Source organism: Huaxiibacter chinensis, assembly GCF_022171985.1.
Lineage (GTDB): Bacteria > Pseudomonadota > Gammaproteobacteria > Enterobacterales > Enterobacteriaceae > Enterobacter > Enterobacter chinensis_A.
Window position 1 is genome coordinate 859,987 of the sequence record NZ_JAJVHF010000001.1, and the last position, 24,483, is coordinate 884,469.

28 protein-coding genes are annotated in these 24,483 nt (G+C 56.1%); 9 read left to right on the top strand and 19 right to left on the bottom strand.

The genetic code is table 11. The features are described 5' to 3' along the window. The first annotated feature begins 367 nt into the window (after positions 1 to 367). The gene (entD, locus tag LZP96_RS04170; protein WP_064325237.1) at positions 368 to 1,057 is read left to right on the top strand and encodes an enterobactin synthase subunit EntD; all 690 of its coding nucleotides are present in this window, start codon (positions 368 to 370) and stop codon (positions 1,055 to 1,057) included. On the opposite strand, the gene LZP96_RS04175 is transcribed toward entD, so the two are convergent. The 5 genes from LZP96_RS04175 to betT form a co-directional block, all read right to left on the bottom strand. Next, a complete protein-coding gene (locus LZP96_RS04175; RefSeq protein WP_064325236.1) occupies positions 999 to 1,838 on the bottom strand; it encodes a metal ABC transporter permease in 840 nt (279 codons plus the stop codon). The genes entD and LZP96_RS04175 overlap by 59 nt on opposite strands. Further along, positions 1,835 to 2,692, bottom strand: a complete 858-nt coding sequence (sitC, locus tag LZP96_RS04180; protein ID WP_064325235.1) for an iron/manganese ABC transporter permease subunit SitC — start codon at positions 2,690 to 2,692, stop codon at positions 1,835 to 1,837. Before sitC ends, LZP96_RS04175 begins: the two co-directional genes overlap by 4 nt. Beyond that, positions 2,689 to 3,492 (bottom strand): iron/manganese ABC transporter ATP-binding protein SitB, encoded by an 804-nt coding sequence (sitB, locus tag LZP96_RS04185; protein ID WP_064325234.1) that lies wholly within the window; start codon positions 3,490 to 3,492, stop codon positions 2,689 to 2,691. Before sitB ends, sitC begins: the two co-directional genes overlap by 4 nt. 2 nt (positions 3,493 to 3,494) lie before the next feature. Continuing rightward, entirely contained in the window at positions 3,495 to 4,406 is a 912-nt protein-coding gene (locus LZP96_RS04190; RefSeq protein ID WP_064325233.1) for a metal ABC transporter substrate-binding protein, read from the bottom strand. A 360-nt stretch (positions 4,407 to 4,766) separates the two neighbouring features. Further along, positions 4,767 to 6,800, bottom strand: coding sequence for a choline BCCT transporter BetT (betT, locus tag LZP96_RS04195; protein WP_064325232.1), 2,034 nt, complete (start codon positions 6,798 to 6,800; stop codon positions 4,767 to 4,769). Between the two features lie 127 nt (positions 6,801 to 6,927). Between betT and betI the strand changes: the two genes are divergently transcribed. The 6 genes from betI to LZP96_RS04225 all read left to right on the top strand — a co-directional run bounded on the left by betI (position 6,928) and on the right by LZP96_RS04225 (position 12,618). Then, positions 6,928 to 7,515, top strand: coding sequence for a transcriptional regulator BetI (gene betI / locus LZP96_RS04200; protein WP_064325231.1), 588 nt, complete (start codon positions 6,928 to 6,930; stop codon positions 7,513 to 7,515). Positions 7,516 to 7,528: 13 nt separating this feature from the next. Continuing rightward, positions 7,529 to 9,001, top strand: a complete 1,473-nt coding sequence (gene betB / locus LZP96_RS04205; RefSeq protein WP_064325230.1) for a betaine-aldehyde dehydrogenase — start codon at positions 7,529 to 7,531, stop codon at positions 8,999 to 9,001. Between the two features lie 13 nt (positions 9,002 to 9,014). Next, positions 9,015 to 10,679: a choline dehydrogenase gene (betA, locus tag LZP96_RS04210; protein WP_064325229.1), complete on the top strand. Its 1,665-nt coding sequence runs from the start codon at positions 9,015 to 9,017 to the stop codon at positions 10,677 to 10,679. 136 nt (positions 10,680 to 10,815) lie between these two features. Beyond that, entirely contained in the window at positions 10,816 to 11,379 is a 564-nt protein-coding gene (locus tag LZP96_RS04215; RefSeq protein ID WP_064325228.1) for a fasciclin domain-containing protein, read from the top strand. Positions 11,380 to 11,422: 43 nt separating this feature from the next. Continuing rightward, on the top strand, positions 11,423 to 11,977 hold the full coding sequence (locus LZP96_RS04220) for an RNA polymerase sigma factor (RefSeq protein ID WP_064325227.1): 555 nt from the start codon (positions 11,423 to 11,425) through the stop codon (positions 11,975 to 11,977). Continuing rightward, the gene (locus LZP96_RS04225; RefSeq protein WP_064325226.1) at positions 11,974 to 12,618 is read left to right on the top strand and encodes an anti-sigma factor; all 645 of its coding nucleotides are present in this window, start codon (positions 11,974 to 11,976) and stop codon (positions 12,616 to 12,618) included. Before LZP96_RS04220 ends, LZP96_RS04225 begins: the two co-directional genes overlap by 4 nt. Before the next feature lie 10 nt (positions 12,619 to 12,628). Here the strand turns inward: LZP96_RS04225 and LZP96_RS04230 are convergent, their stop codons facing one another. Together LZP96_RS04230 and LZP96_RS04235 are read right to left on the bottom strand one after the other, a co-directional pair. Next, positions 12,629 to 13,324, bottom strand: a complete 696-nt coding sequence (locus tag LZP96_RS04230) for a GNAT family N-acetyltransferase (protein ID WP_064325225.1) — start codon at positions 13,322 to 13,324, stop codon at positions 12,629 to 12,631. Positions 13,325 to 13,488: 164 nt separating this feature from the next. Then, positions 13,489 to 13,959 carry a cold-shock protein gene (locus LZP96_RS04235; RefSeq protein ID WP_064325224.1) on the bottom strand — a complete coding sequence of 157 codons (471 nt, stop codon included), beginning with the start codon at positions 13,957 to 13,959 and terminating at the stop codon, positions 13,489 to 13,491. A 310-nt stretch (positions 13,960 to 14,269) separates the two neighbouring features. Here LZP96_RS04235 and LZP96_RS04240 point away from each other — a divergent pair, with 310 nt between their 5' ends. Then, the gene (locus LZP96_RS04240) at positions 14,270 to 14,455 is read left to right on the top strand and encodes a hypothetical protein (protein ID WP_374230084.1); all 186 of its coding nucleotides are present in this window, start codon (positions 14,270 to 14,272) and stop codon (positions 14,453 to 14,455) included. Position 14,456: 1 nt separating this feature from the next. Then, a complete protein-coding gene (locus LZP96_RS04245) occupies positions 14,457 to 15,227 on the top strand; it encodes a hypothetical protein (RefSeq protein ID WP_064325222.1) in 771 nt (256 codons plus the stop codon). Between the two features lie 12 nt (positions 15,228 to 15,239). On the opposite strand, the gene LZP96_RS04250 is transcribed toward LZP96_RS04245, so the two are convergent. From LZP96_RS04250 to LZP96_RS04305, 12 genes are all read right to left on the bottom strand, one after another. Continuing rightward, a complete protein-coding gene (locus LZP96_RS04250) occupies positions 15,240 to 15,788 on the bottom strand; it encodes a DUF3833 domain-containing protein (RefSeq protein WP_064325221.1) in 549 nt (182 codons plus the stop codon). Further along, on the bottom strand, positions 15,785 to 16,312 hold the full coding sequence (locus LZP96_RS04255) for a chalcone isomerase family protein (RefSeq protein WP_258925700.1): 528 nt from the start codon (positions 16,310 to 16,312) through the stop codon (positions 15,785 to 15,787). The genes LZP96_RS04250 and LZP96_RS04255 overlap by 4 nt, the downstream gene beginning before the upstream one ends. Then, the gene (locus LZP96_RS04260; RefSeq protein WP_064325219.1) at positions 16,309 to 16,794 is read right to left on the bottom strand and encodes a DUF2878 domain-containing protein; all 486 of its coding nucleotides are present in this window, start codon (positions 16,792 to 16,794) and stop codon (positions 16,309 to 16,311) included. The genes LZP96_RS04255 and LZP96_RS04260 overlap by 4 nt, the downstream gene beginning before the upstream one ends. After that, the gene (locus tag LZP96_RS04265) at positions 16,791 to 18,011 is read right to left on the bottom strand and encodes an SAM-dependent methyltransferase (protein ID WP_064325218.1); all 1,221 of its coding nucleotides are present in this window, start codon (positions 18,009 to 18,011) and stop codon (positions 16,791 to 16,793) included. Before LZP96_RS04265 ends, LZP96_RS04260 begins: the two co-directional genes overlap by 4 nt. After that, entirely contained in the window at positions 18,008 to 18,730 is a 723-nt protein-coding gene (locus tag LZP96_RS04270) for a DUF1365 domain-containing protein (RefSeq protein ID WP_064325217.1), read from the bottom strand. Before LZP96_RS04270 ends, LZP96_RS04265 begins: the two co-directional genes overlap by 4 nt. 1 nt (position 18,731) lies before the next feature. Next, the gene (locus LZP96_RS04275) at positions 18,732 to 19,988 is read right to left on the bottom strand and encodes an NAD(P)/FAD-dependent oxidoreductase (RefSeq protein ID WP_064325216.1); all 1,257 of its coding nucleotides are present in this window, start codon (positions 19,986 to 19,988) and stop codon (positions 18,732 to 18,734) included. Then, the gene (locus LZP96_RS04280; RefSeq protein WP_064325215.1) at positions 19,985 to 20,704 is read right to left on the bottom strand and encodes an SDR family NAD(P)-dependent oxidoreductase; all 720 of its coding nucleotides are present in this window, start codon (positions 20,702 to 20,704) and stop codon (positions 19,985 to 19,987) included. The genes LZP96_RS04275 and LZP96_RS04280 overlap by 4 nt, the downstream gene beginning before the upstream one ends. Then, positions 20,701 to 21,135, bottom strand: a complete 435-nt coding sequence (locus tag LZP96_RS04285) for a nuclear transport factor 2 family protein (RefSeq protein ID WP_064325214.1) — start codon at positions 21,133 to 21,135, stop codon at positions 20,701 to 20,703. The genes LZP96_RS04280 and LZP96_RS04285 overlap by 4 nt, the downstream gene beginning before the upstream one ends. A gap of 215 nt (positions 21,136 to 21,350) precedes the next feature. Then, positions 21,351 to 22,079, bottom strand: a complete 729-nt coding sequence (locus LZP96_RS04290) for a MerR family transcriptional regulator (RefSeq protein WP_064325213.1) — start codon at positions 22,077 to 22,079, stop codon at positions 21,351 to 21,353. A 126-nt stretch (positions 22,080 to 22,205) separates the two neighbouring features. Then, a complete protein-coding gene (locus tag LZP96_RS04295; RefSeq protein ID WP_064325212.1) occupies positions 22,206 to 22,550 on the bottom strand; it encodes a DUF1294 domain-containing protein in 345 nt (114 codons plus the stop codon). A 69-nt stretch (positions 22,551 to 22,619) separates the two neighbouring features. Then, positions 22,620 to 23,366: an alpha/beta fold hydrolase gene (locus tag LZP96_RS04300; protein ID WP_064325211.1), complete on the bottom strand. Its 747-nt coding sequence runs from the start codon at positions 23,364 to 23,366 to the stop codon at positions 22,620 to 22,622. A 563-nt stretch (positions 23,367 to 23,929) separates the two neighbouring features. After that, positions 23,930 to 24,439, bottom strand: coding sequence for a hypothetical protein (locus LZP96_RS04305; protein ID WP_198324754.1), 510 nt, complete (start codon positions 24,437 to 24,439; stop codon positions 23,930 to 23,932). Positions 24,440 to 24,483: the final 44 nt, after the last annotated feature.

Below are 24,483 nucleotides of genomic sequence, written 5' to 3' on the forward strand. Positions count from 1 at the left end.
GGGAGAGGGAGTTGATCGAGCAGGCTCCACTCCTCTGTTCGAGCGAGCGGGGTTAGCTTTTCCCCCTCTCCCTGTGGGAGAGGGAGTTGATCGAGCAGGCTCGTCTCCTCTGTTCGAGCGAGTGGGTTTTAGCTTTTCCCCCTCTCCCTGTGGGAGAGGGCCTGGGTGAGGGCATCAGGCCGCACGCCGGGTAAACGCCGGAGCCGCATGTTCCCCCTCACCCCTACCCTCTCCCAAAGGGAGAGGGAGTTGATCGAGCAGGCTCCTCTGTTCGAGCGAGCAGGGTTAGCTTTTCCCCCTCTCCCTTTGGGAGAGGGCCGGGGTGAGGGCATCAGGCCGCACTATTCCACAACGTCAGGACAAAAAAATGCGCACCACTCACTCCACATTTCGTCTTGCCGGACACGCGGTCCACCAAATCACCTTCGACCCTGCAACCTTCACCGACGCCGATCTCCTCTGGCTCCCCCATCACAATACGCTTGCTCACGCCGCCCCCAAACGGAAAGCCGAGCACCTGGGCGGTCGTCTCGCCGCCGCTCATGCCCTGCGGGATTACGGCATCACATCCATACCGGCTATCGGCAGCAGCGGGGAGCCGCTGTGGCCTGTCGGCGTGACGGGCAGCATCAGCCATACCACCACGCGGGCGCTGGCCGTTGTCACGCAAAGCGGGCTGACGGGTATCGACGGAGAAATCATCCTTGCAGATGACGAAGCGGAGGAGATAAAAGACGGGATAGTGAGTCCCGCCGAGGACACCCTGCTGCGCCACACTGCCCTGCCGTTTGCGCAGGCGCTGACGCTGGCGTTTAGCGCCAAAGAGAGCCTCTTTAAGGCGCTTTTTTCAGAGGTTCAGGCGATGATGGGCTTTGACAGCGCCCGCGTCACGGCGCTCGACGAGACCAGCCTGACGCTGGCGCTGACCCGTCCGCTGGCGGGGTTTTCTCAGGATGATACCTTCACGCTATTCTGGCTGCGCGACGGCAACACGCTGATCACACTGCTCCCGCCCGTTCCCGCCGCTTCGCGCTCACGCTGGTTGCCGCAAAGGTGACAATAAACACCAGCGCAAACAGCACCACGATGGTCGGCGCGGGCGCGCTGTCGAGAAAGAACGAGAGATACACCCCGCTGACCGACACCAGCCCGGACACCGCCACCGCCACCATCAGCGCGACGTGAAAGCGTCGGGTAAGCAGCACCGCAATCGCCCCCGGGGCAATCAGCAGTGAAATTGACAGGATGATCCCCACCGCTTTTAGCGTGGCGACAATGGTCAGCGAGACCATGCACAGCAGGCCGTAGTGCAGCCAGCGCGTGCGTAATCCGCTGGCCTGCGCCTGCTGATAATCAAAGCAAAACAGCAGAAACTCTCGCCACTTCACGCCGATAAGCAGCGCGATAAGCGCGGCGACGATCCCGCTTTGCAGAATATCCCCCCCGTTAATGCCCAGCATATCGCCAAACAGAATATGGTCGAGATGTACTTCCGGCTTCACGGCGATGTACAAAATCAGCCCGACGGCGAACATACCGGAAAAGACGATGCCCATCACGGTGTCCTGCTTGATGCGGCTGTTGTCTTTGAGATAACCCGTTGCCACCGCGCAGAACAGCCCGGCGACAAAAGCCCCGACCGCCAGCGGCAGACCGGCCATCCATGCCAGTACCACGCCGGGGAAGACCGCGTGGCTCATGGCATCTCCCATCAGCGCCCAGCCCTTCAGCACCAGGAATACCGACAGCAACGCGCAGGGAACGGCGACCATCAGCGAAATCAGCAATGCGTTGTTCATGAACGCAAACTGGAAGGGTTCTAATAACAGCGTCATCATGGCTGCACCTCCAGCGCCGCACGCGCCCGTCGGCGGTTAGCCAGTACGCCGTGCTTCGGCGCAAAGACAAACGCCAGCAGGAACAGCAGGGTCTGCGCCACCACGATAATACCGCCGGTCGCGCCGTCGAGATAATAGCTCGCCCACGCGCCGAGGAAGCTGGTGATACTCCCGATGGCAACCGCAATCATCAGCAGGCGCGGGAAACGGTCCGTGAGCAGCCACGCCGTGGCACCGGGCGTCACCACCAGACAGATCACCAGAAAAGCGCCGACCGTTTGCAGCGCCGCCACCGTCGAGACCGCCAGCAGCGTGAAGAACAAAATTTTCAGCCGTTCCGGGCGCAGGCCGATCGCCCGCGCGTGGTTCTCATCGAAAAAGGTCACCATCAGATCCTTCCATTTGAACAGCAGGACCCCCATCGACACTACGCCGATAATCGACAGCTGGAGGATATCTTCCGGCGCGATGGCCAGGATATTGCCCAATACAATCGTCTGGATATTAACGGAGGTCGGGTTGAGGGAGACCATAAACAGCCCCAGCCCGAAGAAGGAAGAGAAGATGAGCCCGATAATAGCGTCCTCTTTCAGGCGGCTGCGCTGATTGAGAAACAGCATGCTGCCCGCCGCCAGCCCACCGGATAAAAACGCCCCGAGCGAAAACGGCAGCCCGAGCATATACGCTCCCGCAACGCCCGGCACAATCGAGTGCGACAGCGCATCACCGATCAGCGACCAGCCTTTGAGCATCAGGTAGCACGAGAGAAACGCGCACAGCCCGCCCACCATCGCCGAGACCCACATCGCGTTGAGCATGTATTCATAGCCAAACGGTTCCAGCAGCGCGCTCATGCTCCCTCCCGACGGTGCGTGACGAAGGGCCGCTCGTCATCGGTGATTATGCGCTCCTCCGAGCCGCTCAATACCACGTGGCGCAGCACGCCGCTAAACGCGCGCTCAAGGTTCTCTGCGGTAAAGGTGGTTTCCGTCGGGCCGCTCGCCAGCACGGTGCCTTTGACCATCACCGTGTAATCACAGAATTCGGTCACGGACCCGAGGTTGTGGGTCGACACCAGCAGGGTTTTCCCCTCATCGCGAAGCTCGCGGAGCAGGTCGATGATTTTCGCCTCGGTTTTGACGTCCACGCCGGTAAACGGCTCGTCGAGCAGGATAACCTCCCCCTGCTGGGCGATGGCGCGCGCCAGGAAGATACGTTTCTTCTGCCCGCCGGACAGCTCACCAATTTGCCGGTGGCGCAGTTCGAGCATATCGACACGCTCCAGCGCCTGCGCCACGATGCGGCGGTCGTGCTCTTTAGGACGGCGCATAAACCCCATGTGGCCGTAGCGTCCCATCATCACCACGTCCTCAACCAGCACCGGAAAAGACCAGTCGACCTCTTCGGATTGCGGTACATAGGCCACCAGATTCTTGCGCAGCGCCAGCGAGGGCGGCATACCGAGAATGGAAATCGAACCCGACGCGCGCACAAATCCCATCACCGCTTTAAACAGCGTTGATTTTCCGGAACCGTTCACGCCAACCAGCGCGGCGATCGACCCACCCGGCACGCTAAACGAGGCATCGCGCAGTGCGGTGTGTCCGTTGCGGTAGGTGACAGTGACGTCCTTTACGACAATCCCCTTGTGCATAGTTACCCCTTCATACCGTCGTGGATCCCCTGCACCAGGGTGCGGGTCGTGACGTTGAGGAGATCGAGATACGTCGGGACCGGACCGTTTTCGGCACTCAACGAGTCGACATACAATACTCCCCCGTAATGCGCACCGGTTTCGCGAGCCACCTGACGGGCCGGCTTATCAGATACGGTACTTTCGCTGAACACCGCCGGGATCTGATGTTTTTTAACCAGATCGATCACCTTACGCACCTGCTGCGGCGTACCCTGTTGATCGGCATTGATCGGCCACAGATACAGCTCCTTCAGACCTAAATCTCGCGCCAGATAGGAAAAAGCGCCTTCGCTGGTCACCATCCAGCGTTTGTCTTGCGGGATCTCCGCCACCTGCTTACGCAGCGGTTCGAGAGTGGCGGTGATCTTCTGCTTATAGGCGTCGGCGTTACGCTGATAGGTCTGCGCGTTGGCAGGATCGTATTTCATCAGCGCGTCGCGGATATTATCGACGTAAATCAGGGCGTTATCCGGTGACATCCACGCATGCGGATTGGGCTTGCCGTTATACGGCCCTTCGCTGATGCCCATCGGGGTGATGCCTTTGGTCACCTCCACTTCCGGCACGCCGTTAAGGTGCTGATAGAAGCGCTTAAACCACAGCTCAAGGTTCATGCCGTTAGAGAGGATCAGCTGCGCCCTCTGCGCGCGTTTAATATCGCCCGGCGTCGGCTGGTACTCATGGATTTCCGCACCCGGTTTGGTAATAGAGGTGACCTCTGCGGCGTCCCCTGCCACGTTTTTCGCCATATCAGCGATAACGGTAAAGGTGGTGATGACCTGGAACTTTTCAGCCGCTACCGCGCCAGTGGTGGTTACGGCGGTGAACAGCGCGCCTAGCAGCAGTCTTTTCAATCCTTGCAGTGGGTGCATCGCAGACGTCTCCTGATGTGGTTAAATTAAAAGCAAAATTAGCCCGTGCTATAAGGTATAGCACAGGCTATGTTTAAATGAAAATGGTTATCATTAAAGTATTTTGTCTTGCATCATCACTTACTCTGCAACTGAGATAACGGCCGGCATGCAAATGACACAGTGGATGATGGTTTACGATGTGGGGGACGCTTTGCAGATTCACGCCCAGGTGGAAACTGACTATTAAAAGGTCAGACTGGCATCATTTGATAAATGATATTTGCTGCCGCTGTATAACCAAAAAAATTCCGCAAAGGTAATATGAAGCGTTTAATAAAGGACGTCATGCAGTGCATGACGTCCTTTTCCTGTCAGCCTTTACACATCCGGGAACATCACGCTATTTCCCGGCGCTTCCCTGTGCAGGTGGATAAAGTTCAGATGCCTTTCATACTGATCCAGTATGTCCGTGATCACCTGCTCTTTACTGTAATCCATCAGGTCATTGCCCTGGCTACCCTCCAGCAGGAAGGTTTCCAGCCGGTAGTAGGTCGATTTCCCGCTGCGGGCGCGATAGGTAAACCCAGGCACCGAATACTGCTGCGGCCAAATCTGGTAGACGTAGTTTTGCTCGTCCCCCATATGCACCAGCAGTTCCAGATGGCCCAGCGTTTCCCCCTCTTCTGGCGGCAGGCTTTTCAACTCGACGTGGGCGCCGCGCAGTTTTAACTCCTGTGCCACTTCTTCCATCGCCGGGAAGCAGACCGTCTCCATCATCTGTTTGGTATAACGCGTACCCGGATAGTTCATCAGCCGCGAAAGACGCTTTTTCCAGCTCAGGCGATCCTGAGAACCTACCGGACGAGGTGCGGTGTCTCGACTGGCGCTTTCACGGCGATAATCCTCGACTTTCAGTGATTTATACAACCCTGCCATCACGAAGAAAATGACAAAACTGAACGGCAGACCCATGATGACCGTGGTGTTCTGCAAGGCCGAAATCCCGTTGGTCATCAGCATGCCCAGCGTCAGCAGGCCAATGACCAGCGACCAGAAGATACGCAGCCAGTTTGGCGCATCGCTGTTAATGTCCTTCAGCTTCGAGGTGAAGTTACCCAGCACCAGCGCGCCGGAATCCGCCGAGGTGACGTAGAACAGCAGACCGGTGATCGTCGCCACGGAGGCGCTAAAGGTGAACGCCGGATATTGCGCCAGCAGGCTGTAGAAGCCGCGTTCCGGGTGCGCCATTGCCTCTTGTGCAAATGCTGCGTCGCCGTGAATAATCTCGTACAGCGCGCTATTCCCAAACACCGACAGCCACAACAGAGTAAAGGTGAACGGGATAATCAACGTGCCCATCACAAACTGGCGGATGGTGCGCCCGCGCGAAATACGCGCCAGGAACAGACCGACAAACGGCGACCAGGCCACCCACCATGCCCAGAAGAACAGCGTCCAGTTATTCATCCATTCAACCGGGCGATCAAAGGCGAAGCTGTTCAGCGTCATGCCCATAAAGCGGTTCACGTAGTCGCCCACGTTTAACACTAACGCATTGAGCAGGAACGAGGTGTCGCCCATAAACAGCACGAAAAGAATCAGCCCCAGCGCCAGCGCCACGTTCAACTCAGACAGCACGCGGATACCTTTATCAACGCCCGAGGTGACAGAGATGGTGGCAATGATGACCGACAACGCAATCAGCGCCGCCTTGGCCGCCATCGAATCCGGGATATCAAACAGCACGCTCAGCCCGTAGTTGAGCTGCACCACGCCAATCCCCAGCGTAGTCGCGATACCGAAGATGGTGCCAATGACCGCCGCAATATCGACGGTGTGACCGATGGGGCCATTGATACGTTTGCCAAAGATAGGATAGAGCGCGGAACGGATCGTGAGCGGCAAATTATAACGGTAGCTAAAGTATCCCAGCGCCATGCCCATCAGGGCATACATCGACCAGCCGGTTAAGCCGTAGTGGAACAGCGTCCACACCATCGCCTGACGCGCCGCTTCAATCGTCTGCCCCTGCCCTTCAGGCGGCTGCATATATTGCGTGATCGGCTCGGCCACAGAGAAGAACATCAAATCGATGCCAATCCCGGCCGCAAAGAGCATCGCCGCCCAGCTCAGCAGGCTGAACTCTGGTTTAGACTGCTCTGGCCCGAGTTTTACCGACCCAAATCGCGAGCAGGCGATACAGACCACGAACACGATATAGAGCGTCGCGGCGAGCAAGTAGTACCAGCCAAATGTTTTTGAAACCCAGTTTAATGTTCGACCTATCCAGAGCGCGGAAAAATCACTAAAGAAGATCGTCATCAGGGAAAACAACAAAATCAGTCCGGCAGATGTGTAAAAAACAACCGGATTGATTTTGTCCTTTTCTCTGTCTTGTGAAAGGTCTGTCATCCAGTATCCCCACTGTTTTTGTAACTATTGAAAACAAAATCCGCAACAATTAAGACACATTTTATATTGAACGTCCAATCAAAAACCGCTTTAATAGTTAACCAACGCTGATGAATGGAGCGGCAAAATGCCCAAACTGGGGATGCAGCTAATCCGGCGCAGGCAATTGATTGACGCCACGCTGGAAGCAATTAATGAAGTGGGAATGCATGACGCGACGATCGCGCAGATTGCCCGCCGGGCGGGCGTCTCGACCGGGATCATCAGCCACTACTTCAAGGACAAAAATGGTTTGCTGGAAGCAACCATGCGCGACATCACCAGTCAGCTCCGACATGCGGTCTTGAGCCGTCTTCGCGCCCTGCCGGACGGCAGCGCCGAGCAGCGTTTACAGGCCATTGTCGCCGGCAATTTTGATGAAACGCAGATAAGCGGCGCCGCCATGAAAGCCTGGCTGGCCTTCTGGGCGAGCAGTATGCATCAGCCCATGCTGTACCGTTTGCAGCAGGTGAGCAGTCGTCGTTTGCTGTCGAATCTGGTCAGTGAATTTTCCCGTGAACTGCCGCGTCAACCCGCACAGGAAGCGGGCTATGGCCTGGCCGCCCTGATCGACGGCCTGTGGCTGCGCGCCGCGTTAAGCGGCAAACCGCTGGACAAAAATCTGGCCCAGTCGTTGACCAGCCACTTCATCAGCCAGCACCTACAGACCGATTAACCGAGGAGAAATTATGTCCCGAATGGCAGAACAGCAGCTTTATATCCATGGTGGTTATACTTCCGCCACCAGCGGTAACACCTTCGAGACCATCAACCCGGCCAACGGTGATGTTCTGGCGAGCCTGCAGGCCGCCGGGCGCGAGGATGTGGATCGCGCCGTTAAAAGTGCCCAAAAGGGGCAAAAAATCTGGGCCGCGATGACGGCGATGGAGCGCTCGCGCATCCTGCGTCGCGCGGTTGATATTCTTCGCGAGCGTAACGACGATCTCGCGAAGCTGGAAACTCTCGACACCGGCAAAGCCTTTTCAGAAACCCGCACCGTGGATATCGTCACCGGCGCGGACGTACTGGAGTATTACGCAGGTCTCATCCCGGCGCTGGAAGGCAGCCAGATCCCCCTGCGCGACACCTCATTTGTGTACACCCGTCGTGAACCGCTGGGCGTCGTTGCAGGTATCGGCGCGTGGAACTATCCCATCCAGATCGCCCTGTGGAAATCCGCCCCGGCGCTGGCCGCAGGCAACGCGATGATCTTCAAGCCGAGCGAAGTGACGCCGCTCACCGCCCTGAAGCTTGCCGAGATCTACACCGAAGCGGGCCTGCCTGACGGCGTGTTTAACGTTCTGCCGGGCGTGGGCGCAGAAACCGGTCAGTATCTGACCGAGCATCCGGATATCGCCAAAGTCTCCTTCACCGGCGGCGTCGCCAGCGGCAAAAAAGTGATGGCGAACTCGGCAGCCTCGTCGCTCAAAGAGGTCACGATGGAGCTGGGCGGGAAATCTCCGCTCATTATTTTCGACGACGCGGATCTTGATATGGCCGCCGACATCGCGATGATGGCCAACTTCTTCAGCTCTGGTCAGGTCTGCACCAACGGTACCCGCGTGTTCGTCCCGGCAAAATTCAAAGCCGACTTTGAGCAGAAAATCATTGAACGCGTAGGCCGTATTCACGCGGGCGATCTCTTTGATGAACAGACCAACTTTGGTCCGCTGGTCAGTTTCCCGCACCGCGACAACGTGCTGCGCTATATAGCCAAAGGTAAAGAGGAAGGCGCACGCGTGCTGTGCGGCGGCGACGTACTGAAAGGCGACGGCTTTGATAACGGCGCGTGGGTAGCACCGACCGTATTCACCGACTGTACCGACGAAATGACCATTGTGCGCGAAGAGATCTTCGGACCGGTGATGTCCATCCTCACCTATGAATCCGATGAAGAAGCGATCCGTCGCGCCAACGACACCGATTACGGTCTGGCGGCGGGCATCGTGACTGCCGACCTGAACCGCGCGCACAGCGCGATCCACCAGCTCGAAGCAGGTATTTGCTGGATCAACACCTGGGGCGAATCCGCCGCTGAAATGCCGGTGGGCGGTTACAAACACTCCGGCATTGGCCGCGAGAACGGCGTGATGACGCTCCAGAGCTATACCCAGGTGAAGTCCATCCAGGTTGAGATGGGTAAATTCCAGTCCATATTTTAACCGGGAGGTTTATTTGCAATTTGACTACATCATTATTGGTGCCGGCTCTGCCGGCAACGTGCTGGCAACCCGACTGACGGAAGATCCGAATACCACCGTTCTGCTGCTCGAAGCAGGCGGCCCGGATTACCGGTTTGACTTCCGTACCCAGATGCCCGCCGCGCTGGCGTTTCCGTTGCAGGGCAAGCGTTATAACTGGGCCTATGAGACCGAGCCGGAACCTTACATGAACAACCGCCGCATGGAGTGCGGTCGCGGTAAAGGGCTGGGCGGCTCGTCGTTGATCAACGGTATGTGTTATATCCGCGGCAACGCCATGGATCTGGATAACTGGGCCAAAGAGCCGGGTCTGGAACACTGGAGCTATCTCAACTGCCTGCCCTATTACCGTAAGTCAGAAACACGCGACGTCGGGCCAAACGACTGGCACGGCGGCGACGGTCCGGTGAGCGTGACCACGTCGAAACCCGGCGTAAACCCGCTGTTTGAAGCGATGGTTGAAGCCGGGGTGCAGGCGGGATATCCGCGCACCGAGGATCTTAACGGCTATCAGCAGGAAGGTTTTGGCCCGATGGACCGTACGGTCACGCCACAGGGCCGCCGTTCCAGCACGGCGCGCGGTTATCTGGATCAGGCGAAATCACGCCCGAACCTGACCATTCGCACCCATGCCATGACCGATCATATTATTTTTGACGGCAAGCGCGCGGTGGGCGTGGAGTGGCTGGAAGGTGAAAGCACTATTCCATCAAAAGCGTCAGCCAGTAAAGAGGTATTGCTGTGCGCGGGAGCGATTGCTTCTCCGCAGATCCTGCAACGCTCCGGGGTGGGTAACGCGGAACTGCTGAAGCAGTTCGATATCCCGCTGGTGCACGATCTGCCAGGCGTCGGGGAAAACCTGCAGGATCATCTGGAGATGTATCTGCAGTATGAGTGCAAAGAGCCGGTCTCTCTCTACCCTGCCCTGCAGTGGTGGAACCAGCCGAAAATCGGCGCGGAGTGGCTGTTTGGCGGTACCGGCGTGGGGGCCAGCAACCACTTCGAAGCGGGCGGGTTTATCCGCAGCCGCGAAGAATTTGAATGGCCGAATATTCAATACCACTTCCTGCCGGTTGCCATTAACTACAACGGCTCGAACGCGGTTAAAGAGCACGGCTTCCAGTGCCACGTCGGCTCCATGCGCTCGCCGAGCCGTGGGCATGTGCGCATTAAATCGCGCGATCCGCACCAGCATCCAGCGATTCTGTTTAATTACATGTCGCATGAACAGGACTGGCAGGAGTTCCGCGATGCAATTCGCATCACCCGCGAAATCATGCATCAGCCTGCGCTGGACAACTACCGTGGCCGTGAAATCAGCCCCGGCATTGAATGCCAGACGGACGAACAGCTGGACGAGTTTGTGCGTAACCACGCCGAAACCGCTTTCCACCCGTGCGGCACCTGCAAAATGGGCAGTGATGAGATGGCAGTAGTCGATGGAGAGGGTCGTGTGCACGGGCTGGAAGGGCTGCGTGTGGTCGATGCTTCCATTATGCCGCTGATTATCACCGGCAACCTGAACGCCACCACCATCATGATTGGCGAGAAAATTGCCGACGCCATTCGCGGACGCGAGCCATTGGCAAAGAGTACGGCGAATTACTATGTGGCGAACGGGGCACCGGTACGCCGGTAATCCCTGACACTCACTCCACCTCTCCCCGCCCGGGGAGAGGTAAAATATTTTTTCCTTTTTCTGCATCCAGTTTCCACACCGTTCTCGTATGTAAGTATGTGAGCAACTCCTTCGCTCCCTACTCCGAGGATATATGATGAAAAAGTTAATCTCTGTTGCACTCGTATCCAGCGCTTTACTCTTCACCGCAGGCGCCTTCTCCGCCATGAATTCCGGCACGGTGATGGTAGGGGGTGCAGAAATGTTCCCGAGTAAAAATATCGTTGAAAATGCCCTGAATTCGAAAGACCACACCACCCTGGTTGCGGCAGTGAAAGCGGCCGGTCTGGTGGATACCCTGCAGGGCAAAGGGCCATTTACCGTGTTTGCGCCAACCGATGCCGCCTTTGCGAAGCTTCCCGCCGGTACCGTGGAAAACCTGGTCAAGCCGGAAAATAAAGCCACGCTCACCAGTATTCTGACCTATCACGTGGTTGCCGGGAAATATGATATGAAAGCGCTGGAGGCAAAAATCAAACAGGGCGGCGGCCATGCGGAACTGAAAACGGTAAACGGGCAGCCACTGTGGATTATGAGCAACGGTCCACACAACATTCAGCTGAAAGACGGAAAAGGCAATGTGGCGAATATCAGCACCTATGACGTCCAGCAGAAAAATGGCGTTATCGATGTCATCGATACCGTTCTGATGCCTAAGTAATTGTCTATACTTCGAAAGTCGCTCATCGGCTTTCAGGACTGATATGGATAATGCGCTGACAGAACAGCAGATCTCGTTAATGCAGGCGGTCGCAAAAGGCGATCGCCGCGCATTTGAACAACTGTACCGTCTGACATCACCGCATCTGTTTGCCGTGGCGCTTCGCATGTTGCGCCAGCGTCACTGGGCCGAAGAGGTGCTGCATGACTGTTTTCTCACGGTCTGGAGCAAAGCGGATACCTACAACGCGACCCTGAGCTCCCCTATGACCTGGCTGACGCACATTGTGCGTAACCGCTGCATCGACTGGCTGCGTAGCGGTCCGGTACGCAACGCCCGCCATGAAGAGGAGTATGTCGATGAGCTTCTCGTGCAGGAGCATGACGAACAGAACAACTGGCACGATCACGACCAGGCGGAACGCTTGCGGCACTGTCTTGCCCATCTGAGTAGCGATCAGCGCCAGAGTATTGCCCTCGCCTATTATCAGGGCATGTCCCACAGTGATATCGCTGACTGGCTTAAGCAGCCGGTCGGGTCGGTGAAAAGCTGGATCCGCCGGGCGATGGAACACCTACGGGAATGTATTGGCCTATGAACGATCACAACAAACGCGATGATGCCCTGGCGGCAGAATATGCTCTGGGTACGCTCAGAGGCCAGGCCCGGCTGCGATTTCAGAACAGAATGCAACATGAGCCCGATCTCGCTGCGCGCGTTGCGCGCTGGCAAACGGCCCTGAGCACGCTGGACAGCCATCTTACTCCGGTCACGCCACCCGAGCAGGTATGGAAAAAAATCGTCCTCGACCTGCCTTCACCCGCCTCTGTCCCGCGTGCGCGAAGCTGGCTCGGCTGGGCGGTGGCGGCAGGTCTGGCAGCCGTCACGCTCACATGGGTCTCAACACGGGCGCCAGAGATGTCGCCTCTGGTGGTGCTAAATGATACTCAACAGCAGGGTCAATGGGTGGTCAATGCCGACTCGCGTCGCCAGTCGCTAAGTATCGCTCCGTTACGCCCGACGCCCCTGGCTGCGCAAAAGAGCCTTCAGCTTTGGTTGATCCCCCGGGGACAGGCGCCGGTTTCTCTGGGCCTGGTGGACAATCGCTCACCCACGCGTGTTGATTTGAAAAACGAAACCCTTGCCCCTGACGCGGTGATCGCCATCAGCGTTGAGCCTCAGGGCGGCTCGCCGACGGGCCAGCCGACGGGGCCGGTTCTGTATAGCGGTAAGATTTAGCGTTCGGTCTTTAGCGGAAGGCCGCTAACCGACGGATTTGCTGCCCTTGCGCGTCAAAATTATCCGGCGCGAGCCATGCCCGCAGTTCTGCATCACGCTCGGGCCATTCGCTTTCAATGATCGACAGGATATCGCTGTCACGATTGCGCGCTTTCCGCACCAGTTTATTTCGCAGTCGCCCTTCCCAGACAAAACCCAGCCGCTCCGCCGCGCGTCGTGAGGCAACGTTCATTGAGTCACAACGCCACTCCAGCCTGCGGTAATCATGTTCAAACGCGTTTTTCAGCAGAAGCCAGACGCTCTCCGTTCCCATGGCGGTCTGCTTCATGCGCCGCGACCAGGTAACATGCCCAATCTCAGCGGTCCCCTGTTGCCGATCGATAGCCATATAGCTCATCAGCCCCACCGCACGCCCGGTACGAAGGTCGATTACCGCGTAGGGCACCAGCGCGTCATCCATCACTTTACCCAGCAACCAGTGCGCGGTGGCCTCCATGCTTTCAGGCTGAGTGCTGGCAAGCCAGGTCCAGTCGCTATCATCCCCCAGGGCATAAGCTTCGAAAAGATCGTGGGCGTGGCGGGCAGCATCCAGCGGCTCAAGCCGGCAAACGCGCCCGCTGAGCGGCGTTCGGCTTAAGACGCGTGCGCCCTTCCAGCCAGGGACAATGTCGTTGACGGTTTGACCATGTTGATTCACTTCGGGCACGGTGATGACTCCCTGAAAGACAAAGATTTTGTTATAGCAGGTTAAAACGTGCTCGCAAAGGTGCAGGAACTACTGAGGGGGGAAACCGCTTAACTCTGGGGCCGGATCGGGCGTGGCAGGCAGGGTGTCAGGCCCCTCTTCAAAAAGAAGGGCCGATGAAATCATCAGACCTTCAGCATTTTTGCCGTCGCGTCCACATCGATTTCGTCTTCAGAGAAAATCAGCGTCTTGCCCTGGAAGGTGGTGATTGCCAGCTTTTTCACGGTGCGCATTTCACCCGGTTTCGCTTTCGGGCTAATGCTGTTCATCAGCATGCCAACGGAGAGTACCGCGTTCTCTTTATCAATGCGGGTTTCTACCGGGACCTCTTCGCTGAATACCACGAAAGATTTAATGGAGGTCAGCTTTAAACGCTCACCGGCGATAAAGATGTATTTGCTTTCCGGCACCACTTTCACCGCGTAGGCGGACAGGCCTTTATTGTTCGTGGTGGGTTCAAAGGTTACCGCCGCATCTTTTTTGATCAGATCAGGGTTGGCGACCTTAATCACATGAAAATAGCGGTTGTCACCGTTTTCATCTTTGATAAATCCAAAGCCTTTGTCTTCAAACCAGGTTGTGATTGTTCCGTTCATCGCTGTTACCGCCCATCTCTTCGTTCAATGACTTAATTTTTGCAGCGCGCAGTGTAAAGCACAATGCCTGCGCCGCCTATGCCTTTGGCTTAAGTGTGGACAATAATTTACCGCCCTGCGAGGGAATGGCAAGCGTTGGCGCCATCTCATCGCGTTAAACCCGCGCAGCGAAGCACGGTTTTTAATGATGCGCGCCATGCTCCTGGCATCCTTCATGCAGGACTTTCGGTTTTAACTTAAGGCAAACCGTGCATTCCTCTGCCAGGCTTTTCTCTTTTAAATTGTGAGGATATTTGCCGTGAGCCGTTTGATGATGTCGATTTTCTCAAGCCCGGAGTCGTTGCTGCAGGTCATGAGCCACCAGGAAATTATCGAAGCGCTGGAGGATGGCGACCGTATTCTTATTGATCAGGACGGCAATGTCTCCGTCAATATCAAAAGCAGAGAGGTGCAAGAGGATTTCCACCGTCATGTTAACGCGCTAAAGAGGGCTTAATATGGGCACGGCAATATTTATGGTGCTGATGGTCTGTGGGTACTGGTATACCAGCCGCGACCTCTCTACCCGCTTTAAAATCAAGCGTTCCTTTGGCTGGGATGTCTACTTTCTTGTCGCGCTGTATGGCTGTATTTTTGTGTTGCAGGGCGTCATCGCGACCGGGCTGGTTTGGTTGTTGCTTCTGGGCTTCTCCTTCATCGTCAATAGTTTGCACGTGTTACCGCAGCCGTCTGCCAACTGGCAGATAGATTTTATGAACTGGAGCTTTCTCGGCATCCAGGCGCCGGTGGTGGTGATGCTGGCCTTCGCGATTTTATTTTGTCTGTATCGTTCGAACTGGGCTGGCAGCGCCAGGCTTGACGGCGAGGGCAGGAAAAAGCTCTATAAGCGTCTGGCGCGCGCGAATGGTATCGAACAGCTGTTGTATCAGTGTATGGAAGAAGGCGAGCTGGCGCTGGTGACGCTGAAGTCGAGACGAATCTATATTGGGATGATTCATACCGCGACCCTGGAATACGAAAAGACGGCCAACATCGTGCTTATACCGATGCTGAGCGGCTACCGCGACGGGGAAACCATGAATCTCTGCATTGAGCATAATTACAGCAAGTGGTATGCCGACCATGACATCACGCTCGACTCAGAGCCGAAGAGCGCCATGGCCTTCAGAAAGGTGATCATGCTGGATCAAATCGAGAGTCTCTCCCTTTTCGATCCCGCCAGCGCCAGTGCGCTCCCCATGGAGGAGCGACCGGACAAGATCGAATAGGCTAACGTAGCGTTAGGGCGCCTTACGGGAGAAAAAGAGCGTGACCGTGGCGACGGTAATGCCGAATTTCTTCATCTCGGTTTTATTAAACAGATGCTGGCCATCCTGCAGGTACATCCAGTCGTCAAAATGTAAAAGCCAGGTTTTGTCGTTGGCTTTTACATTCATGCTGTAGTGCCAGTTAAAGGCGTTGCCCGCCGCCATCCCCGTTGCGACGCCTTCAATATCCCCTGCGGTGCCTTCATAACGATCGGTACCGATACGACGGATATGCCATACACGCTGCTGCTTTTCGCCATCGTCATAGACAAACCGCTCGTTCAGGGTCAACGTATCGCCCAGTACATCGCCATTAATGATGACGTGAAAGCGACGGATCTGCTTACCGCTGCGATCCTGGACCATCCCCCATGCTTCCGTCTCGCCCTGAAAATAGTGAAAGATGTCCAGCTTTGGGGTCTGCTGACGATAATCGGCGACCTCGGTGCTACAGCCCGTGAGCTGAACGATAAAAGGAAGGCCCAGGGCCAGGGTCAAAAGCAACGTCAGTAAAGGTTTCATTTTTCACCTCCAGTTAACTGCTGGCGCAGCGCAGGATATTGCGTGCGGGGATCGAGCCAGATGGCGAGAAAGTTTTTGCTGAAATCCGCCGACTGGCGTGGCCCAAGCGGCGTAAAGGTTTTTTGCATTGCCGATGCGCGATACCAGAACTGCCCCTGGTTCTCGCGAAAGACAAAGGCCAGCTGCGTGCCGGGCACCACGTCCGGCCAGATGTCTTCCAGCATACGAAGCCAGGCCTGACTCCGCGCCTCTTGCGTCATAATGCCCAGCGCCTGCCACTGGTCACGGGTGGCATCGACCAGATCCTGCCGCTCGATTTGGCGTTTATAGGTGATAATTAGCACCTGATCCTGCTGTGGCCCGGCGTAACGTCCGTCAGGCGTACGCAGCTGGGAGGTATAAACGGTGAACGGCCCCCAGGTCAGCGTGGCGTCGCCCACTTTACGCCAGGCTAACCAGTCAGCCGCGCTGGCAACAGGGGACAAAATGCTTAACCACAACAGCAACAGTAAAGTGTGCTTCATTGTCGCCTCCCGCAGAGGATGTGGTAAAACAGCATCAGCACCAGCCAGCCCGCCGCCATTAAACTGACGACAATAAACGTCGGTTCGAGAAAGGTAATAGCCCCAAGACGCTCACCCAACAGATACGCCACCGGTCCGCCAAAGGTGGCCAACAGGGTCAGCAACCACCCAGGCAACGTGGTCGTAAAGGTTAGCCGCGTCCAGACGGCAGCGAACATCAGCCACAGCGACACCATCCACAGTGGCAAAAGCGCATCACCCTTAAAATCAAGCAGCCCCGTCAGGGCCCAGAGGGCATCCAGACCACTGCCTGCGGCGGCCAGCAGTAGCGCGTACAGGCGCTGCGTGGACGGCAGCAGAATGCAGGCCAGAATGGCCAGGGCGAGCCATATCACCAGGCCGCGTTCACGAAACAGCACCACCAGCGTCCAGTAAATATCGAACCCCACGGCCAGCAGAAAGACCTGCAGATGGCGTTTCATGCACGTTCTGCCGTCAGCTGTACAACGCTGATGGTCCGGGCATTGAACCCGGCTTCGCAATAGCCGAAGTAGTACAACCACATCCGACGAAAGCGCTCATCAAAGCCCAGCTTCTCAATATCCTGCCAGGCGTGGATGAAACGCTGCCGCCAGTGCGCCAGCGTGCGGGCATAGTCCGGCCCCATATCAAACAGATTGCGTACCACGAAATCCGTGTGACGGGTCATCAACTCGCTCATCGCGGTGATGCTGGGTAAAAAGCCGCCCGGAAAGATATAGCGCTGAATAAAATCGACGCTTTTGCTGTAGTCGCGATAACGTTGATCCTGAATGGTGATGGCCTGGATCACCATTTTGCCCCCCGGCCGCAGGCGCGCCTGACATGTCCGGAAGAAGGCAGGCAGATAGCGTTGCCCCACCGCCTCGATCATTTCGACCGACACCAGTTTGTCGTACTCGCCGGTCAGGTCGCGATAATCGCAGAGCAAGACCTCCACCCTGTCCTGCAAGCCCGCGCGCGCGATGCGCGCGGTCGTCCACTGAAACTGTTCCTGCGAGAGCGTCGTCGTGGTCACGCGGCAGCCGTAATGGCACGCGGCATATTCCGCCATCGCCCCCCAGCCCGTGCCGATTTCCAGCAGATGATCGCTGGAGGTTAACGCCAGTTGTTCGCACAGCCGCGCCATTTTCGCCTGCTGAGCCAGCGTCAACGCCTGCTCTTCGCTGGTAAAGAGTGCGCTGGAATAGAGCAACTCTTCGTCCAGAAAGTGGGCGTAAAAATCATTTCCCAAATCGTAATGCGCGGCGATGTTTTCCCGCGCCTGCTGGCGATGGTTGCGTCGGGTCCAGTGACGCAAGCGCTCAACGGGTTTACCCAGCAGGCGAAAACCGCTTTCCAGCCTGCCGAGAATCGTGCTGTTAAGGGCAAAAATTTGCAGAAGAGGCGTCAAGTGCTGCGTTTCCCACTCTCCGTCTATCCAGGTCTCAGCCACGGCAAGGCTGCCACCTGTCAGCATTCGCCAGTACACCTTCGGCGATAGGATATGGACGTCGGCGCGCAACGTCGCGGCATCATCGCCAAAATGATAGGTCTGGCCCCCTTCGCGCACCGTGAGCGAGCCTTCACGAATGCCGCTCAGCAGGCGGAAAAGTAACCATCGCGCGACACGGGCGTTGCGCGGAAAATCGGGTTCAAGCGCAAAGGCGGGATGGGTCATGATCGTTCACTCCTGCTAACGGGATGGGGATAGAGGGGCACGCGCTTGAGCCACAACCGCAGCGCCTGCCAGTAAATCGCGAAAAGGGTTTTAAGCGTCATAAAAGGGATGCGCATCAGCCGCGAGCGCAGGGTTGCCCGCGTCAACGGCTCGTACTTGAGCGTTAAGGTCGCATCAAAGACTTTGGCCGCCTGATGATTTTCTATGTGCATCCGGAGCGTTTTATCGGGCGCGTTAAAGCGCCAGTGATAGACCATGTCCATCGGATTAAACGGCGAAACGTGGAAGGCTTTTTCCAGCGGATGCTGGGTCCGGGCGTCAACCGCATAGTAATGGCGTTCATTCCACGGCGTGTTTCGCACTTCGGTCAGTACCCAGCGCAGGGTATTGGCGCGGTCATAGCAGTAGTAAAAATTGACCGGATTGAAGTGGAAACCAAAGTACCTTAACTGCGTCAGGAGCATTACGCGGCCTTCGGGGCGTTCTCCGGTCAGGCTTTCCAGCTTTTTCAGTGCGTTCTCTTTCAGCGGCATCCCGAGCGGATAATCCGCATCGTGGAAAGCGGCAGCCGCGAAGCGATTTCGTCGTATTCCAACGCCCGCCAGAAGAGGCAGTTCGTCCAGATCCAGCCAGGCCATAAAGACGTTATAACGAAACTGGTGCGTTTTCGGCTGGAGGCGACGATGGCGTAACACGCCATAATAGAGGCAGCTGTTCATCTTAGCGCGCCTCTCCGCCAGCAATCCCTTTCACCACATCCAGCGCGCTACGCACGCCATCCTCGTGAAAACCGTTGTACCAGTACGCCCCGCAGAACCAGCTGCGGTGCAGGCCGTTAATCTCCTCGCGTCGCGCCTGCGCTTGCCAGCTTTCAGGGTTGAAACGCGGGTGCTCATACACAAACCGTTTCCAGACGTGTTGCTCATCGATTGCTGCATCCGGATTCAGGGTGACGCAGAATAACGGGCTGCCTGCCGGTAAACCCTGCAGAATATTCATGTTGTAGGTGACACAGGCGCTGGCTTGCTCCTGCCCGCTGAGGCGATAGTTCCAGCTCGCCCAGGCGCGTTCGCGCGTCGGCAACCAGCGACGATCGCTGTGTAAGACCACCTCATTGCGCTGCCAGCCAATGCCGCCCAGCACCTCACGCTCGGCAGACGTTGGCGCGTCCAGCATTGCCAGGGCCTGCGCCGAATGACAGGCGAAGATCACCTGGTCAAACGCATGTTCCGCTGCGTCGAGGTGAATACGGACCCCGCTGGCATCACGTGAGACCTGCTTAACCGGGGCATTCAGATGTACCGTCAGACGATCGCTTAGCTGCTCAAGCATGGCGCGGATGTACTGCCGCGAACCGCCGGGTACCACGTACCATTGCGGGCGATGCGTTATATCCAGCAGTCCATGATGCTCAAAGAAGCTTAAAAACAGCGGAAGAGGAAAACGGCGCATCTCCTGCAATGACGATGACCAGATCGCGGCTCCCATCGGTAAAATGTAATGACGGGCAAAAAAGGCGCTGAAGTTGTGCTGCTCAAGAAAGGTCTGCAGCGTCGCAAGGTGATCGACGTTGTTGAGTGACGCTTTAGCCAGCCGGTTGAAACGGACGATCTCCCGCAGCAGCCCCCAGAACGCGGGATTCAGCAGGTTGCGACGCTGGGCGAACAGCGTGGTGAGCGTGTGACCATTGTACTCCAGGCCACTTTGCGGATTATGCACCGAGAAACTCATCTGCGTTTTTTGCCCGTGGATCCCCAGCTCGCTCAGCAGGCCGATAAAACGTGGGTAGGTGCGGTCGTTGTAGACGATGAACCCGGTATCAATGGCATAATTCCCCTGCGGCGTGGCGACATCCACCGTGGCGGTATGTCCCCCGAGGGTCGGCTCCGCCTCAAAAAGGGTGACCTGATGGTGTCCGGCGAGGCGCCAGGCACAGGTTAATCCGGCAATGCCGCTGCCAATAATCGCAATTTTCATGGGCGCACCATTCTGCGCAGCAATACGCGTTGAATAAATTCAGGCATGCCGGCCAGCAAACGCAGCAGCACGCTAAAGCCTGTCGGGAAAGCGATATGATTTTTTCCCTTTGCCAGCCCCTGACGAATCGCCCTGACGGCGTGATCCACACTGACCTGCCCCGGCATCGGGAAATCGTTTTTACGCGTAAGCGGGGTATCAACAAACCCAGGTGAAACCACGGTGACGGCAATGCCTTTCGGCTCCCAGTCCAGTCGCAGGGTATTGGCAAACCAGGTTAATGCGGCTTTCGACGCGCCGTAGGCTTCCGCCCGTGGGAAGTGCAGCCAGTGCGCCATCGAGCTCACCAGTACCACCCGACTACCGGACATCAGCTGTGCCTGAAGCGCCGCCAGACAATTAACGGGGCCAAGGACGTTGGTCGCCATGACCCGCTCGACCAGCTCAGCGTCTATCACACCGCGATCGAGATATTCACAGGTGCCCGCGCAGAGAATCACCAGCTCTGGGTGGCAGTCCTGTAGCGCCAGGCGACAGGCGTCCCTGTCTGTCATATCGAACGCGCGCACTGAAATGTGGGGGCTGTACTGACGCAGGGTTTCCAGACGTTGCGGATCCCGACCGCAGGCAATTACCTTGCAGCCGTCGTCAGCCCAGGCTTTTGCCAGGCCAGCGCCAATGCCGGAACTCGCGCCGGTGATGAGGACAGTCATCATGAGCGCACCCGCCTTTTCACACCGCGCACCGCCCAGCCCAACAGCGGAAGATGTTCATAGATCATCTCACCAGCATCGTAGTAATCGCGCTGGCGAATGATGGTGTCGCCCGCAATCTCTGCCGAGGAACAGCCGGGAAGAGTCAGGATTTCACCTGCCGCAATACGCGGATGCGACCAGTGCATGGTCCAGGTCACCACAAATCGCCGGTCGTCATACAGCGGCGGATCGATAGTAAAGCGGCAGCTCTCGACGTTGGTCAGCAGATGAGTGAAATAGCGCTGAATGGCGAATAACCCCTGATGCTCGCCAAAGGGATCGCGCAGCGTGGCATTCACGTCGTAGAGCGCGGCAAGCGCCGAGGGGGGCTGGTTATCCAGACCGGTATAGTAATCAACAAATCTGTCGATAACGGATTGCATTGCGCTCATAAATCCTACCCTGAATCTGAACAACGTGGTGAAGCGGTATAATTAAAACTTACACAATTAATATTATTTGTCCAAGTTTAGAATGAAATATTTTTATAAGCCGTTCAAATTCAATTGGTTAGTTTAGCTACGGGAAAGTGGTTTTTGAGGCAAAAAGAAGTGTGCACCACCGTTATGGTGGCGCAACTGAAAGGGTGTGATGAGGAAAGGCGATGCTACAGTGGAATGATATCCAGAGAAGTGACCTGCTGCTGCCAGAGAGCAAGTTGTTTTTTACGGGCGGCGCTGACCTTGCCGCTGGTGACCAGCAGCCATTTACGGTCAGGGAAGATTTCAGGCGCCAGCGCGACTGGCGACGCGGGAAGCACATCAATACGGTGCCCCTGCCCCGTGCGACAGAGCGCTTCAAGCCAGATTTCGCAGGGATCGGTAAGATGCCAGCCGGTAATCAGGTAGTTATCCCCTGGCGCACGCCTGTCCCCTTCAAGGCAAAACGAGGTGTAGGAGATGATAATGCCGTCGAGAATTTCACGCAGGGTGAGCATGGCCGGCACGTTGGCGGAGACTTTGCTGCGCAGCGGCCGTAACACCTTAGTGACCAGTTCCGGGCGCGGGTATTCGCGACCCGCGTCGTAAATCAGCTGACGCAGAGCTTCAATTTTGCCCTCGTTCAGCCGTTGCAACATTTTTTCTTGCAGGGTCAGCCAGTTATCCGTCAGACGCACGCCAGGGCGAGCCAGCAGGGGTTTGACCTGGCTAATGGGAACCCCTTTTTTAACCCAGTCGAGGATTTTCAGCGCCTGCTGAATATCATCGTCGTTGTAAAGGCGATGTCCACCATCCGTTCGCTGTGGCTTCAGAAGCCCGTATCGACGCTGCCAGGCCCTGAGCGTGGTGGCGGTTATTCCGCATAGCCGGGCAAATTCACCGATGGAGTAAGACATTCAAGTACACCTGATAGAAAAGATTACACTCAATATACTACGAATATCGTCAGGCGTGAGGGCCAAGGGTGACGCCCAATTATTATCAGGCTTCGTTTCACACGTTCTTTTCATCAGCGAGCGTGCTCAGCCCCCTAAAACGGGACTGACGAAGTAGAGCGCCACCATAACGCCGATATTCACCATCACACTGGCAATGAAATACGTTTTAAACGGCTGCTTCTGCGTTTTATGGCGAAAGAGTTGCTGCCCTGTCAGCGCGCCCGGCCATCCGCCAATCGTACCAAAGATCAGCAACGTGGCTTCTGGTATCCGATACCAGGCCTTGCGCGCCGCTATTTTGTCGAGACCGTAAATCAGCAGCGTCAGCACGTTGACGAGCAGAAACCACATCAACACAGGATACGGGGTGAAAACACTTCCGACCGTCGCAAAGGCCAGGAGTAAATAACAAAAGCGATTGAGATTCATCGGATTAACCGCGGCATTTCTGCGTGTGCTTGTGTCCGGGGAAGTTTGACCATTTTTCCAGTTCAATCCTTATCGGCAAAAGTCGGATAAGGCTCCCGCGAGTGCGTGAGGGTTTTCCCACGACATTGAATGCCCACAGCCCGGCAGGATACATGTGGAGATTTCCGATGTAGAAAGATGCGTAAAGTCCTCGTCTGGCAAAGAGAATTCCCCGAAGATAAGCTGCTTTTTAACGGATAAGTGAACAAAACGTTCGAGCCAGTTATTGCCTTTTATCAGGCTGGCAGCACCACGCCACAATGCCCAGGGCGCGTCAACTGCGAGGCTACCCGCCCACGGACTCGTTTCTTCCTCTACCATGTGCTGCCAGGCAGTGTGAATAAACGCCTCTTCAGGAAAGCTAACAATCTTTTTGCTGAAGAAACCGCCTCCGGGATGAAAGTTAGGCTCGGACACAACCAGCCCTGAAAGACGTTCTTGCACAATTTCCGCCGCTTCAATGCTGATGCTGCCACCCATACTGTGCCCGTACAAAAAGAACGCAGAAAAGTCGAGATGATCCACCAACTCCGCCACCACTTTTGCCTGGTCGGAAATGGAATAACTGTAATCCTGTGGTTTTTGACTGTATCCGCATCCCGGCAAATCGATCAGTATGGCGTTTCTGCCGCCAAAAGCTGAATCTGTCACCACCCGGGGATATTCGTAAGAAGAAGCACACCCTAATCCATGAACAAATACCAGCGGCGTGCCCTTTCCCGGCAACGCCTGCCAACGAACAAGGCAACCCGCTACCGATGAGAAAAAAGCGTTCATTTGTATTGCACCTTTTAGCAAATGTCGAATGAGCAAGAGCGTTAATCGCGCAGTATTTTGGCACATTCACCGCGCTGTACGGTACTTCTGTATTCTGTCTGGCCGCGGTTGGCGTCCTGTTTTGTTTGAATAAAACGAGCAGAGCACACTAAAACGCACCACGCAGGTACATTTTCACAGGCAGGGAGCCCCTTGCTCCCTGCCTGTTTATTGTCTTTGCGAAAACGATAGCATGGCACTCTCCACGGCCCCGGGTGAATGGGATATTTCGCAGCTTGTGCGCGTTGAATAACGGACTGTAAAAAAAAATGGGTTTTAAGCAAATATGAGCCGCAGGAACTCCGCTCGCGTGAAAAAGTTAACGTCCACGACCAGACAGGCGTAAAGGGGCGTTTATCGAGATGAACAGGTTGAACGACAGAGGCAGTGAAATCGTAGACACCGAGCCCGTCGATCTTTCACATGGCTAAAATAAGTGTTCACTGTGTGCCAGTGAACCTGTTTTTACCAGACTATCCGGTTTTCAGTGTGCGATCGCAGCCATTAGCATGCCGCCAAAGGGCTTACAGCGCCTTTCTTTCAGAATTGTTAATTTCCACTGTGTAATAACTTTCAGGCGAGTAGTTTTTCAGTCCAAAGGGACAGAGTTTAAACTGACACGGCAAGGTATGATCGCAACGCTGACGGGTTTCGCGACGGTTACCCGGGCACTCATTTTTCATCCTGAAACCGAGCCAACGCACTGAGGAATAAGGCATTGCGTGAGCCACCCATACCCTTCTTCGACGGTTATCAATCAATATTCCCTTTTCCGTCATCGTTACGACTTCCCCGGTGCGCACGTAGTAATCTCCTTTGAACCAGAGGATATAATTCAGCCCATACGATGTTTCTACTTTTCCAAAAATCGTGCCTGTCTCCGGGCTTGCCACCGTTTCAACGATTTTCCACTCCATAAACCCCTCTTTAAACGTGTTCGCGCCATCATGCTCTGCATTCCATCGAGCATGCTCCAGCTTGTAAGTAATTTCGTGCTGAAAAATAAGCGTAGACGCAGCAACGGGGTTATTCAAACAACCTTACAAAGAAAATGGAAATCTTTACAATTCCCATTTCC